Here is a 16,140-nt window from a genome sequence, read left to right as displayed (position 1 = left end):
TAAAACTTAGTTTGAAAATAGTGTAAAAATTCATCATAATGTGTTGGTTTTAAATTGTTTACATAAATATAATCATATTTTTCCAAAAAAACCATAAAAAATCGACGAAAAACACAAAAACAAGATGAAACACACAATTGACTCTATTTTTGCTGTTAAAAACTTACGGTTTAGACCTAAAAACTAAATTTCACCTCCTTAAAACCCCTTTCATGATCCTTATTTTTACCAAAACAAAAAACAATGGCAGTTCCTAAAAACAAAGAAGAGCTACTCAAAGCAATCCAAACAGATTACAATAAGTTGAAAAATGATTTAACAGCCATTCCACAAAGTCTTACATATAATAAGGAGTTACCAGGTCATGCCAAAAACACTGAAATGAGCGTCTGTAACTTGATTTCGTATCTTATTGGATGGGGAACACTGGTATTGACATGGGAAGCAAAAAAAAGAAAGCAACAGCACGTTGACTTTCCCGAAACCGGATATAAATGGAACCAATTAGGCTTGCTTGCTCAAAAGTTTTATAATGACTACGAACATAAAACCTATGCAGAACTTCTTTTTCTACTAGAAAAAAACCATGTTGCTATTCTTTCCATGGTAACATCATACTCTAATGAGGAACTATATCACACTGCCTGGTATGATAAATGGTCGTTGGGAAAGATGATTCAATTAAACACTTCTTCGCCCTACAAAAATGCAAGAAGCAGAATCAGAAAATGGAAAAAAGAAACAGGGGTATAATAATCAAAAGAACGCTCTTTGGTTCTATCTTAGAATAACATCCCTCCTTTTAAAATATGTACTGGCTATTCACGCATAAACACAAGCCTTAAACAAAAGAAGTAATTTTCTTACATAAAATAAAAATACATATTTAATAATCTCTTCAATCTTATTATGTGTTTTTGACAAAAAAAACACGGTTAAACCTCAAAAAACACAAGATAAAAGCAAAATATTTACTAAAAATTTATCATTTATCTTAACAAATCCTATATTTTTTTTGTTTAAATGACTAAAATCCAGTAATTTTATTGATGTTTTTTAACGACAAAAACACGTTTTTAAACGATGAAAAAACCACAAAGCATTGAAAATACTGCTTTTTTCATCTATGTATTACTTTTTAATAACCCCTAAACAACCAAATATGAGAAACAACTACGTATCCGCTACCAACATATCATTATCAAGAAAAATCATCTTATTTGAGTTTGACAAACAAAGTTTTACTCTAACGACTGAGCCATAGCCTGTACGTTAATAAACTAACCCTATATTACTATCTTTTTCAAAAAAAATGTTTGATTCAAACTCATAATCGAGTTTCGTTTTTTACCACTTTAAAAAGTGACAATTGTTTGTAGTTGTTGTTAAAAATTAATGACAATCTCAAACCTATTTAATAAACCTTTTACGACATTCTAAGACCATTTTAGCTGGTCTTATTTATGGTTTTATATTTTTTTTGAAAATTTCAATACCTCAATGACAGACCAAAAAAATGAATCATGAAAATAGCCCTGCAAAAAAAAATATCCCTTACTAAACGTGCTCTTCTCATACTCCCCTTTTTATTATTCCACCAATACTCTGTGGCGCAATGCCTTACTGTAAACAATATAGGTACAGGAGATGCTGATAATGATAACTTATGTGATTTATACGATCTGGATGATGATAATGATGGAATCCCTGATACTATTGAATGTAATTTCCCGGAATTATTAGTGAATGGTAGTTTTGAATTAGATAATCTGGTTGCTCCAAGGAGATGGGCTCTTGTTAATCATAATAGAGTCACCGGATGGAATAGCTCTATTGGAATCATCGAATATTGGGGGAGAAATTTCCTAAATGTTAATGCTCCTCAGGGAGATGTTATAATAGAACTTAACTCTACCCGCCCTTCCGCTATATTTCAAACATTAAATGTACAACCTGGTGATCGTATATTTTGGTCTGTTTCTCATAAAGGTAGGGCTGGAACAGACGAAGCATCTGTACGAATAGGTGCTACATTAGCAGGTGCTCCTGTTCAAACTGTCATGAGAACAGGACGTAACAATTGGAGACAATATGTAGGGGTCTACACTGTTCCCCCTGGTCAAAACACTACTTTATTTATATTAGAATCAGTATCTACTCATAGAAACAGTCGTAGTGTTGGAAACTTAATTGATAATGTTCAGCTTTTTTCTATAGATATGTTAGAGAATTGTCAAGACACAGATGGGGATGGAATTGCCAATAGCTTAGATCTGGATAGCGATAACGATGGTATATATGATGTCGTAGAAGCTGGTGGTACAGATGACAATGATGATGGAAGAGCTGATGACAATGATAATAACGCTAATAATACTATTACTCTTGGTATTCCTAGTTCTGCCGGAAATGGAACCATACCAATTGACACTGGAAATAATGGTTCATTCGATTTTCTCAACCTGGACAGTGACGAAGATGGTTGTAGTGATGCTGATATCGCTTATAACAACCCCTTAGCGGATAACGATGATGGATTTGAATATGGTGATGCTGATACTGCAACAAACAATGACGGATCTAATAGAATTAATGCAAACGGTTTAGTTACAGCTGCTTCATATGATGATCCGGTTGTGATCAGTCATCCGGTATTAAAAGTATTAAAAAGAGTATTGGACAAAGATGGAAATGACATCACCGGAGGGAACGTAAAACTGGGAGATGAAATCTTTTATGAATTAGAAATAGAAAATCAAGGAAATGAAAACATCACTAATGCCAGTATAAAAGATATTATTCCTGCAAATGTCAATTTTGTTCCTGGGTCTATTGATGCTGATACCGGGCTTAACGCCTCCTATGATTCTCCAAATAGACAAATCAATATTACAATTGATAATACTGTAGTAGAACGATTCGATAGTGCCATAAAAATTAAATTTAAAACTAATGTTGTAGAAAGTTGTGCCGATCTCAGAGAAGCTTGTTCTAATGAAATAAAAAACATTGCCTTGGCAACATATACAGGAAGTATGTCAGGTGTTACTATAAATGAAGAAGAGAGTATCCTGGATCAAGATGCTTGTCTATTTGATATAGAAGGAGCTTCTACTTTTTTAATCGATATGAATGACTGTGATGGTAATTTTGATCTTTTTATTTGTTCAGGCACTGCCGATATTACAGCAGGAGGAGGATTTACAGCTTATAGATGGACCAATTTAGACACCAATGCTATTATTGGAAATACACAAACTATAACAGTTAGTAGTAGTGGTCGATATCGAGTAGATAAAACCGGAAATACAGATTGTCCTGATTTATTTGAAATCTGGACCGTAAAAGCTTTTAATGAGATTGTTAATCCTATCATAGAAATAGCAGAACGTACTACTGTTAATGGAAATATCAGAACCTGTGCCGTTACAGGAGATAAACTTCCTGAGCTGTTTTTATGTGGTGAAGATGATGAAATTACTCTTGACTCCGGTTTTGTCGATGCCACTAGTATTACCTGGGAGCGTTTAGACTCTGCTGCATGTCCTTCTGTTATCAGAAATGAAAATTGTCCTACTATTGATGGTCAATGTGAACCTGAATGGACTGCATTAGGAACGAATAGAGAATTCACAGTAACAGAAGCTGGAGAATACCGAATCAAAAGTGTATTTGACGGAAACTGTACTATTTCATTCTATTTCAATGTCTATAAAAATAACTTTAAACCCAATCTGGTGGCGGTAAAAAATATCATTTGTGATGTGAAAGGAGTATTACGTGTTCAAAACTCTTCCAACCATTACGAATATCAATTACAAACTCCTTCTGGAGCTACCATGCCAACCCAAGGAGATCCAACTCTTGATCCTGATGCTAACGGGTTTCAAGATTCTCCAGAATTTTCCGGATTGACAGACAAAGGGAAATATACAGTTAAAGTCCGTCAAAACAATGGTCTTCCAACTGCCTGCACATTTGAAGCTTCTAAACTAATGGATACAAAAGACCCAACAGTAACCATTACCACTTTTGATCCCGGATGTCCGAACGATACCGGAGAGATGTTAATAAAAGTAGAAGATGGAGCTTCTAACTACACCTACAATATCAGTAGCACAACAAACAATTTTACTGCTTCAGAAGGACCTACAACTGAAACAAACCATACTTTTAAAGGGCTAAACCCTGACACATATGATATCGAAGTTTTATCTTATGATGGAGATTGTATTGATACCCAACGAAAAACCATAAAAAAATCAGATGATTTTATAGCAACTGCATCTCTTCAAAAAGACCTGAGTTGTAATACAAATTACCAACCAGATGCTACGCAACCTAACTTTGATGACGATGAGCATACTGCCCTGTTCATTGTTAATATAACGGGGGGTAAAGGTCCTTTTACCTTTAGTACCAGTGATACAATGACTCCAGCATTAACCCCAGAACCTAATACCACGAATGAGTTTAGGTTTACTTCGGCAGGAGCAAGAGATATTTATGTAAAAGATGAAACTACAGGATGTATTATTCCTGCAGGAACCGTGACTGTGACTACCTATGAAGAGCTAGAGATCACTATGACAGGAGTTCCTGCAAAATGCCCAGGAAACAAAGGTGCTATGCAAGTAGAAGTCACTGCTGGAGAAGGTCCTTTCATCTATATTTTGGACAGTAATATTTTTACACAAGCGATCAACACCACTACACATGTTTTTAATAACATAACTCCAGGAAACCACAGTGTTATCGTAGTTGATCAATTTGGTTGTAACTCCAAAACTGTCACAGTAAACCTTCCTGAAACAAAAGCTATTGAAGCTGATTTTAAGATTACACAAGAATATAAGTGTACCGCTGCCGGAATTCCTGAACAAACGGCTACAATTAGTATTACAAACCCTAAAAATGGAAATGGAAATTACGAGTATAGTATTGATGGTGTTGATTTTACTAATACAACCGGATCATTTACAGGCTTAAAAAATGGAGTCTATACTGTGTACATTCGAGATACAAATACTGCTATCTGCCCTGTCGAATTAGGTCAACTGACTGTTGCCCCATTACAGCAGGTAATTGATTTGAAAATTGATTTCTCGCAGGTAGAATGTGATGACCTAACTGCTGATGCAACACTTACTCCGACAGCTACAAATGGAGCCAACTCCTTTGAGTACAGAATTACCGGACCTACAGGACAAGAAAGAGACTGGCAAACTTCTAATGTTTTTAATGACTTACCTACAGGAGCTTCGGGAACTACATATACATTTGAAGCCAGAACAACTACAGATGGCTGTATTTATTCTGAAGACATAACCTTAAAAAACATTGATTTCATAGGTATCAACGCCAAAGTAACACAGGAACCGACCTGTCAAGGAGATGAAGATGCGATCATTAGTTTTAATATTACAACGATTGATCTAACAAAAACTACCTTCAATTACGAAATAACCGGAGGAACAATTACAGGAAATCAAAATGGAAATAACCTCACTGATCTTACAACTGCCATTAATGGATTAGGAGCAGGAACCTACGCTATAACCGTTACTGACAATACGACAAAATGTACTGCGACAGCAAATAATATAGTCATTACAGATCCTCAGGAGATTAAAATTGACAATACTGAAATAGCTCCTTTAACATGTATTAATAATGCAATTGTGACGATTACCGCATCAGGAGGGAATGGAGGAACTACCTATGAGTTAAAAGACAGTACCAATACTACTACAGTTGCAGGACCTCAAACAACGAATGTATTCTCTATAGCTACTGCTGCTACTTATACTGTTGTAGTTAAAGATAACAAGGGGTGTACTGTTAATGAAACAATTACGATTACGCCCCCTCCTACCCTAACAGCAACTGTCGAAAACACCTCTGATTTATGCTATGACTCTACTAACGAGGCCAGTATGAATATCACAGTAAATGGGGGGACTTCTCCTTTTACTTTTACAATAAATGGAGGTGGTGCCACCAATATAACAGGAAACACATTTTCTATAAATAATTTAACTCCAGATGATTATGAGATTATTATAAAAGATAAGTTTGGATGTGAAACAACCATAAACCAGACCATTTCAGAACAATTAACAACAACTGCTGCTTTAACGAAAGATATTGATTGCTCTGGTACTCCAAATGCATCTATTGCTGTAACCTCTTCAGGAGGCACTGCTCCTATCACGTTACAAGTTAGTAATGATGGAGGAACGAGTTTTACTGCAGTCCCAGGAGGCTCTCCGTTTTCTACCAATGTTGCAGGAGATTATCAATTCAAAGTGATTGACGCTAACGGCTGTGAAGCTATTTCCAATACCGTGAAAGTTACAACAGCTCCTGATCCTGAAATTGCATCCACTGCAATTACTCCTCCTACTTGTCAGGGAGCTGCAGATGGAATAGTAGAATTAACAGTAGACAATACAATTGGAACCCCTCCATATGAAATTAACTTTAACTCTGGTGGATTTAGTGAAAATACAACTTTTGGAGGATTAGCTGCCGGAACATATACCTATGTAATCAGAGATGCCAGACAATGTATTACGACGCCTCCTTTATCTGTAACAATAGCGGATCCTGCTCCGATTACTATAGGAAATTTAATTAAGTTTGATATTACTTGTACACCTACTACAGATCCTAATAATCCCACACTCACCAACGGTTCTGTTATTATTACAGGGGTAACAGGAGGAACAGGAACTTATGATTATACATTATTAAAACTTGACAACTCTGTAGTAGCTACCGCTGGGAACCCTTCTTTAGGAACTACAAATACAAATATTAGTTTTAGCGATCTTTCTTTTGGAGACTACATTTTTAAAATTACAGATTCCAATGGATGTAATAGTACTTTTAATTTTAATATTGCTACCAGAGCTATTTTTACCGTTACAGAATCTGCTCCAACCGTTTCTTGTACCGGAGGAGTAACTGTTGACATTAATGTGCAAGATGGTACTGGGCCTTTCTCTATTCGAGAATACCCAAATGGAACTCCAGTGGACTTGGATCCAGCCCCCGTTCCAACTTCTCCCCCATTTACAAGAACTTTTCAATTTACCAATCTGGATTTCGACACTCCGTTTACCTATGAAGTTATTGATAATGGAACAGGATGTACAGATATTCGTTCTATAGCTCCTCAACCAAGTCCATCTGCAATGGATATTTCCATAACCCCGACTTCATCTACCTGTAATGGAGCCGATAATGGAAAAATAGCCTATGAAATTACCGATTATAACGGAAATGAATTAACATATGAAATATACAGTGTTGTCGACCTGAATACTAATATTGCTTCTTCCTTTACCTTCTCTAACGGAAATGCTCAAACAGGACTGGGAACCGGTCCTGCTACCGGAGAAGTTACCGGTTTCTCTCCAGGAGTCTATCAACTAAGGATATTCGAAACAGATGGAGGGGTTGCCGCTCCATGTAATGCTGCAATGCAATTTACCATAGAAGAACCTGAGGTTCTAAAATTAGCAAGAAATAGTAAAAAAGATGGATTCTGTTCCAAATTACCCGAGTTATCAATGATCGCTAGTGGTGGAACCGCTCCTTATACATATATTGCAAATGATGGAACCAGTGATGTTGCCACCAGTACATCCGGAGTATTCAATACTCTTACCGATGGAACTTATCATATACGGGTAGAAGACAGCAATGGCTGTACTGTAACCCCTATACAAGAAACTTTAAATACCATTACCAATCCTTCTATAACACCAATTACAGCATATGATCGTTGTGATTTTGGCACAGGATATACCTTTACTGTAAACGCTACTGGTACGGGGCAACTTTCCTATAGCATTGACGGAATAAGTTTTGTAGATGATGGGGCAACCCACACATTTACAGTTACCTCTCCCGGAACATATACTGTGACAGCACGAGATCCTAACGGGTGTACAGGAACACAATCTATAGAGATTCATGAGGACCTGATTGTTTCTGCGGACTTTGATACAGAACCTACCTGTACAACAGGTCAAAATATAACTGTAAATGTTTCTGGAGGATCAGATTTCACTTCATCTCCTGCCAATTTCACCTTTACACTAACAGGTACTGATATTAACGGTACTACTGTTAATACCACTCAAAATGCTAATAATATATTTGCCTCCGTATTAGCTGGTGATTATACTGTAACAGTTACAGATACAGGAGTAAATGCTACAGGATGTACCAAATCGGTAAAAGTTGCCAGAGTCTATACCAATCCGGTATTAACACTAGCGGATAGCGGAAATGTATCTTGTAATGGTGGTGCTGACGGGTTTATTTTGGTTGAGTTACAAGCGGGAACCGGACTTGACAACCCATTTACATATCGTCTGTTTGACAGAGCAACCAACGCACAAGTTGGTACAGATCAAATAGACAATCCATTATTTGAAAACCTATCTGCTGCAACGAATGATTATAGAGTCGAAGTAACATCTGTTTTTGGATGTACAGCTGTATTAGAACCCATAGAAATAACCGAACCTATAATACTATCAGCTACACCTAGCACGAGTTCTTATAGTTGTAATGCTAACAATGACAAACTATTCCCTCAAATAACTGTAGATATTAACGGAGGGACTGCTCCTTATAAAATATCTTATACAGGACCGCTTTCCGGTACTTCTTTGTCGGTTACCGGAACACAGTTTATTATTGATGCATATGAATCTGGAGACTATACAATCACAGTTACGGATAAAAATAATTGTACACATACCATTACCCCTGTAATTAATATCCCAACCATTCCGGAAATGACATCACCTGATGTTGCACAGGTAACTGCTATTGACTGTAATACCAACACAGAAGAAGTTACGATTTCTATCAATGGAGGTACTGGTCCATTTAACTTTACGGAAATTAATGGTGCAGTTGCTGCTCAAAATAATATTCCATCTGGAGGAACAATTACGACCAGTAATGCTTTCCAGCTACCTGGTGTAGGTAATTATATTTTTGAAATTCACGATACTGCTACAGGATGTAGTATCCGGACAGATATATACCCTATTGAGGCATATGATACAATCGAAGCTGAAATTACAGATGGAAATGGTGTTGCATGTTTTAACTCTACCCCTCCTAATGGCTCCATAGAGCTTACTGTTAGTGGTCATACAGGAGCATATACCTATCAATTAAACAATCTTACTACAGGAGCTGTTGTCAACGGTGCTGGAAATACGACAGCTCAAAATCCAATTACTATAGCAGGGCTTTCTCCTGGTAATATTCAGGTAACAGTTACCGATCCTACTTTGGGATGTACAGATGAGACTAGTATATACACCATTCCATCTGCTCCTACAATTGATGTATCGATAGAACTAATTAGTGCAGGATTCTGTAACTCCAGTGAAAATACAATTATAGAAGCTTTTGCTCAAGGAGGAAGCGGAGATTTTGAATACCGATTAGAAGACCAGACAGGTACTCCTTTGGCTCCATATGATACCTATAGTGATACCCCTCTTTTTGAAAACCTAGATCCTGTAGCAACAGGTACTACATATCAGGTTCGAGTAAAAGATGCCAATGGTTGTGAGGCCACCCAAACAATCATTGTTTCTCCTCCTCAGGAAATTACAATTGCTTCTGTTACCAGCAGCACATTATCCTGTGTTGATAGTAGAGATGGTTCTATCAGTATCACTGCAGCCGGAGGACAAGGAAGTGGAAGTTATTTCTTTACAATTACACACCCCGACGGGACAAAGGATGCTCCAATAATAGGTTCAACCGACTCTCATACATTTACTAATCTTCCTGCTGGAGAATATACGATTGAGGTAACTGATAACCTAAATTGTGAGGCTTCTCAAAACGTAACTATTGATACGCTGCCAGAAGTTATTGTTGCTGTAGAAACTACCATGACACCTTCTTGTGCAGATCCAACTGCTTCTGTACAAGTAACTGGAGTTGGAGGAACTCCTCCTTATGAGTTTAGTAAAGACGGGACTACCTTTGTTTCCGGTACTAACCCACATACATTTAATAACTTGACCGAAGGAGACTACTCATTCTATGTCAAAGATATAAACAACTGTATTTCTAAAGTATCCAATACAGTTCCTATTAGAAACATTGAAGATCTTTCTATAACACTAGATAAAGGCAATACTTTTATTATATGTTTTGGAGATAATGCTGCTTCTATAGATGCTTTTGTAACCGGAGGGTTAGGAGATTATACATATTCTCTGACAGGAACAGATTATCTAAATCAAGCTGTAAACATCGGACCTCAAAATGATAGTTTCTTTGGTGATTTACTCGCCGGAGATTATACGTACAGTGTAACGAGTAAAGACTGTGGACCAGAAGAAGTATCCTTTACTATTGAACAGCCAGAAGCGTTTACTGCAGAAGCTACCCCTCAGGACATTTCTTGTAATAGTAAAATAGACGGAAGTATTTCAGTTACTGCCTCTGGCGGATCCCCTGGATATATTTACTCTTTGTTTAACAGTGCTGATGAGGCCTTATTCACTTTTGTAAAAGATGATAGTGATGGTACTTTAGGATCTCATGTATTTGATGAACTTCCTGCAGATATATACAGAATAGAAGTATCCGATGAAAATGGGTGTAGCACATTTGTTGATTCAATAGAAATAAAAGAACCATTAGAAATCAGTGCCCAATTACTCTCTTCTACTCCAGAATCCTGTGCAGGAGATGCTGACGGAAGTGCTATTATCTCTATCTCTGGAGGAGTAGCTACCTCATCAACACCGGTATATTATTGGAGTACAACAGGTGAAGAAACTAGTTTTGTAGCTGTACCTGATCCTTCTAATCTAGTTCTACAAGATCTCCCTGGAGGTATCACTACTGTATTCATCAGAGATGAGAATAATAATAGTGAATGTCAACTAGCCTATAATATAGATATTACTCCTGGTGCTGTTCTGGAAGCAGAGCTAACCAGTACTGTCGAATGTCCTGTAATTGATTCGGAAACCGGAAGAGTGATTACTCCTCCATCATACACAATTAATTTCGAATTAAGCAGCGATGCTACCACTACCGATATTATTTATAGTATCCAGGGAATTAACGGGACATCTACCCCTCCTGCTAATCAAAACTTATCAGGAACATTCATCGTACCTCCGGGAGAATATGAAGGGTTTATGCTGAATTCATCTGGATGTGAAAAGTCTATAGGAACGATTACTGTAGAAACATATACCCCACTTGCTACTCCTTCTGTTCAAACAACTAATAACTCGAGTGATGTAAATGAATATGAAATTCTCGCAGAAGGAGGAACAGCTCCCTATACTTATTATATCACCTTTATAGATGGAAGTGAAACCGAGAACGAGTTACCTGATAATATATTCTTTATCAGAAAAAGCGGAGAGTATAAAATTAGAGTGGTAGACAGTATTGGTTGTGAGACTTCATCAACCATTAAGCTCACCTATATTAACTTAATCATTCCAAACTATTTCGCTCCTGATAAAAATGGAGTACAATCATGGTATCCTGATCAAACAACAACCGATGAAGATATTCCTTTCTTATTTGAAAATATAGAAGTAAGAGTGTTTGATCGTTATGGAAGGCTATTGGCTGACTATAAAGGAGACCATAGAGATGATGGTTGGAAAGGAATCCATCAAGGAAAAGAGTTACCATCAGGTGACTACTGGTATATGATTATTGTCAATGATAAAGACAATCGAGAATTTACCGGACATTTCACTCTTTACAGAGAATAAAAACGAATCAATATAAAATACCGTGTAAGTTATTAATCAAATTGCGGGCAATCAAAAGAGTAGATCAACAACAGATCTGCTCTTTTTGTTTACTTCTGTTATACAATCCTCTAAAAATTGAATATATTAGCCAATATCAACAGTTCATTATGAACAAGTAAAAATAAGTTAGCTTATGGCATCTTTATCCGAAATCAAAGCCTTTCTGGACAATACTATTTCTAACCCCAACTTTGAATCATTAAAAAGTTTGCAACATTGGTATCAAGAAACAACACTGGATAATTGGCAAAATAAGGTAACTTTTGAAGACGCATCTTATAAAAGAATTTCTTTAATAAAGTCCCATTATTATGATTTACTGCTCTTATGTTGGAAACCCGGTCAAAAGTCTCCAATTCACGGACACCCTAAACAAGGATGTTTAGTAAAAATTATGGAAGGGAATTTAAGTGATGAAATTACTACTCCTAATCAACAAATAACAGCTAATACTTACTTCCAAAATGATGTTTTATACATAGCTGATAATGTAGGACAACATCGGGTATTCAATATCTCTGATAAAAATGTCGTCTCCTTACATCTCTACGCACCAGGAGGGTACACTCCAGATATGTAAAATAATAGTCTCTCTAAAAAAACATTCCTTATCCTCCTCTTATAACTACAGACTTAAACACTATCCCTTTTTGTTATTTATCTGCGTCATAAATGATACTTTATCCTTTTTATCTCAACTTTACTTGCAATAGAAGTTATCTGGTTGAAACTTGTTTTGAAGTTAAACTTTACTCCCTCTATAATCTCTCAAGAACTTATACAAAATCCCCTCTACATTTCTTTAAGAAATTTTCACATTAAAATAACACAACATTTTGTTTTCCCCTTCTCTTTCCTTAGGGGGTAACAAAATTCCTCTACGTCAGATCAAAGTAACTAACACATATAATCATTAACAATTACTAAAACTTTTAAAACCTATGAAAAAGAAAGTAATGTCCTTATATAGGGGAAAATCCCTTTGGCATAAACTAAAGTTCTTACTTATTATTTTTTTAATTACAACCATAGCACGAGCATCACCTAATACTCTGTTATTACAAATCAATATTGATTCTGGTCATATGAACCTCCATCAGTTTTTTGACTTAATTGAAAAGAAAACAGATTTTACCTTTTTCTTTGAGAATTCCGAATTAGATTTAAAAAAGACATTTACCATCTCTGCTCAAAAAGCATCTTTACACACCATTCTGGAGCAGTTATTCAGAAAATTATCACTTACCTATCATTTTGCTAATAAAAAAATCATTGTCCAACCACAAGAACAATCATCAATAACCATTACAGGGAACGTTCGGAATGACAAAGGAATAGCTCTTCACGGAGCGACTATTTCTATTAAAGGGACCACAAAAGGGGTTTCTACCGATCAGGAAGGAAGTTATCGTATCAAAGCTGCAATAGGAGATGTACTGGTTTATTCCTTTTTGGGGCATTACAATCAAGAGCAAAAAGTATCCATTTCCAAACAAATTAATATCACCTTACACCAGCAAAACACCTCACTTGATGAAGTGACTTTAATCGGATATGGAAAACAGAAAACAAAAGACATAGCCTCTGCCATTAGCTCTATCAAAGCAGAAGAGGTAATTACCAGTAACTCTAATAGTATTGATCGTTTATTAGGGGGACACATTCCCGGACTATATGCAATACAAATGTCTGGAAGTCCAGGTGCAGGAGCTATTGTTAATATCAGAGGACGTACTTCTTTTAAAGGGATGAATCAACCCCTATATATTATTGATGGTATCCCTATTGTAGTGGAAGATAATTTTCCTGAGTTTTTTAATAATGGACTCGGTGCTTTGCGAAAAACAAATCCATTAGAACTGATTGCTCCATCTGATATTGCTACGATTGAAGTTCTAAAAGACGCTGCTGCTGCTTCAATATACGGATCCAGAGCAGCAAATGGAGTACTGTTAATCACCACTAAAAGGGGCAAGAAAAAACAAAAACCCATGATTAATTTCAGGTATACTTTTACCAATAATCAACCCATTGCCAAACATCAATTACTTACTGCAAAGGAGTACAAAGAAATGATGATTACTACCGCAAAATCCTCTTTAAAAATTGATCCGAATGACCCCATTGCTACACTAATTATAGATCCTTTAGACAATACGGTCAACAACGATTTTTTCTTTAATGGAGATACGAATTGGCAAAATGAAATATCCAGAAAAAATGCAAGTCTACACACCACAACTGTGGATATAAGTGGAGGAGGAAATAAAACCAACTATTATTTTTCTTTAGGAAACACGTCTCAAAAAGGAATTTTCCTAGGAGAAGAATATGATAAATATTCAGTTCGGACTAATTTTGATGCAGTCATTTCCAAGCACCTGACTACTGGTGGAGGAATTAGTTATCAAACTTCTGATCTAAATAACAACAACTTACAATCTTTAGACATCACATTTCAAACCAGACCTGATATGCCTGTAAGAAATGAAGACGGAACCTTGTTCCTAATTAATAATGATGATTGGAGCAATCCATTAACTAATCTTGATAAGACTATCAACATACAAAAAGCACTTAACTTTTCTACGAATACGTATCTTTCTTATAACGTTTTCCGTAACCTCACACTAAAAACAACCTTTTCTTCTACCATTGCCGATAGTCAGTTAAGTAATTACTATGGACAAAACTCTTATAGCTACAGAACTGATGATAACAGCCGTGTATTTAATCAGACCTGGGAAAACACTCTTTCTTTTAATAAAAAGCTCTCTCTCCATCAGGCAGACATATTACTTGGGACAACTTTTGATTTTAGAAGAATTGAAGCAAATGGTGCTACCTATAGTGGTTTCCCTTCTCCTGCGTTTTATAATGTTATCAGTCTGGCAGATAACATTACACGCACTTTTGAGCATATAACAGAAAGTCGGCTACACTCTTATTTTGCTCGCTTACAGTATAATTATGACAGTAGATATTACATATCTGCAACAAATCGAATTGACGGATATTCCAAATTTGGGAAAAACAAACAATGGGCATCCTTTCCTTCTGTTGCGCTAGCCTGGACTCCCACTAATGAAGCTTTTTTTACTAAAAATAATATGATCAATACTATTAAACTTCGATTCTCAATAGGACGTACAGGAAAAGCCAATTTACCGGATTTTATAAACCAGCAATTTTACAGCGCAACAATAAGTAACATTTTTACTAACATTCATGATATCACAGGAATTGCTCTCACAAATCTCTCAAATACGAATATTGGTTGGGAAAACACCAATGAAATCAATTACGGAGTAGATGTTTCTATGCTGCAAAATAGAATTTTACTTACTGCTGATTATTTTAATAAAACCTCTGAAGGAATGATAATGTACCAAAAAATCCTTCCCTCTACAGGCTTTCCTTATCAGCTAAAAAATTCCCAAAGTACCGTTAGTAACAAAGGGTTAGAAATAGCAATATCAGCGGATGTAATTTCTTCTAAGGCTATTCAGTGGAATTCTTCTTTTAATATTAGTTCTTTAAAAAACACAATCGAAAATGTAGATGGTTCTTTATATGCTGGTTTAAGTTATAGAATTAATAAAGGAATATCTATGGGAGCTATAACAGGGTTCGTATCAGAAGGTATTTTTAAGTCTCAAAAGGAAATAAATGAACATGCACTACAACCTGGAGCTCAAATTGGAGATTTAAAATTCCAAGACACGAATAATGATGGACAGATAACATTTGAAGATTTACAGATTATCGGTGATAATATTCCTTCTTTTTTTGGTGGCTGGAACAATACAGTTCGTTTCGGTAATTTCGAATTAGGAGTAAATCTTCAATACAGTTTTGGAGCAATGAAAGAATGGGCTCCTTCTGAGACCATTGTTAGCTCCTTAGATACCAAAACAAATATTACCAGAGAAATGTATCAAAATTCATGGAGCTCAGGAAAAGGAGATACAAAATACCCTCAATTACGATTTAATCGCCCCAGGGGGTTAAATACAGCTTCCTCTGCGATAATTGAAAATGCTTCGTTTATCCGTTTAAAGAACATATCCTTTACCTATCATCTCCCTGTATCTTTCCTAAAAAAACTATCCCTGAGTAATGCTTATATCTTTACAAGCGCTACAAATCTATTTACAATTTCTCCTTATCCGGGCATTGATCCTGAAGGTGTCAACTCTAGCAACCTCTTTATGAACACCTTCAACACAACCCGGGATTTTAATGGATATCCCCTAAGCAGGTCTTTTAACTGGGGAATTCTTATCTCTATTTAATTATA

4 protein-coding genes are annotated in these 16,140 nt (G+C 36.1%); all 4 read left to right on the top strand.

Annotated features, from left to right (window positions below; translation table 11 throughout):
* Positions 1–243: 243 nt before the first annotated feature.
* The 4 genes from HN014_RS13660 to HN014_RS13645 all read left to right on the top strand — a co-directional run bounded on the left by HN014_RS13660 (position 244) and on the right by HN014_RS13645 (position 16,135).
* Entirely contained in the window at positions 244–753 is a 510-nt protein-coding gene (locus tag HN014_RS13660; protein WP_176029412.1) for a ClbS/DfsB family four-helix bundle protein, read from the top strand.
* Between the two features lie 770 nt (positions 754–1,523).
* On the top strand, positions 1,524–11,798 hold the full coding sequence (locus tag HN014_RS13655) for a T9SS type B sorting domain-containing protein (RefSeq protein ID WP_176029411.1): 10,275 nt from the start codon (positions 1,524–1,526) through the stop codon (positions 11,796–11,798).
* Positions 11,799–11,973: 175 nt separating this feature from the next.
* Positions 11,974–12,420 carry a cysteine dioxygenase family protein gene (locus tag HN014_RS13650; RefSeq protein ID WP_176029410.1) on the top strand — a complete coding sequence of 149 codons (447 nt, stop codon included), beginning with the start codon at positions 11,974–11,976 and terminating at the stop codon, positions 12,418–12,420.
* A 361-nt stretch (positions 12,421–12,781) separates the two neighbouring features.
* Positions 12,782–16,135: a SusC/RagA family TonB-linked outer membrane protein gene (locus HN014_RS13645; protein ID WP_176029409.1), complete on the top strand. Its 3,354-nt coding sequence runs from the start codon at positions 12,782–12,784 to the stop codon at positions 16,133–16,135.
* Positions 16,136–16,140 lie beyond the last annotated feature (5 nt).

Origin of the sequence: Aquimarina sp. TRL1 (assembly GCF_013365535.1) — a bacterium.
Taxonomy (GTDB): domain Bacteria; phylum Bacteroidota; class Bacteroidia; order Flavobacteriales; family Flavobacteriaceae; genus Aquimarina; species Aquimarina hainanensis.
The sequence above is the reverse complement of the archived record's forward strand: the minus strand, read 5'-3'. Positions and strand labels throughout refer to the sequence as shown.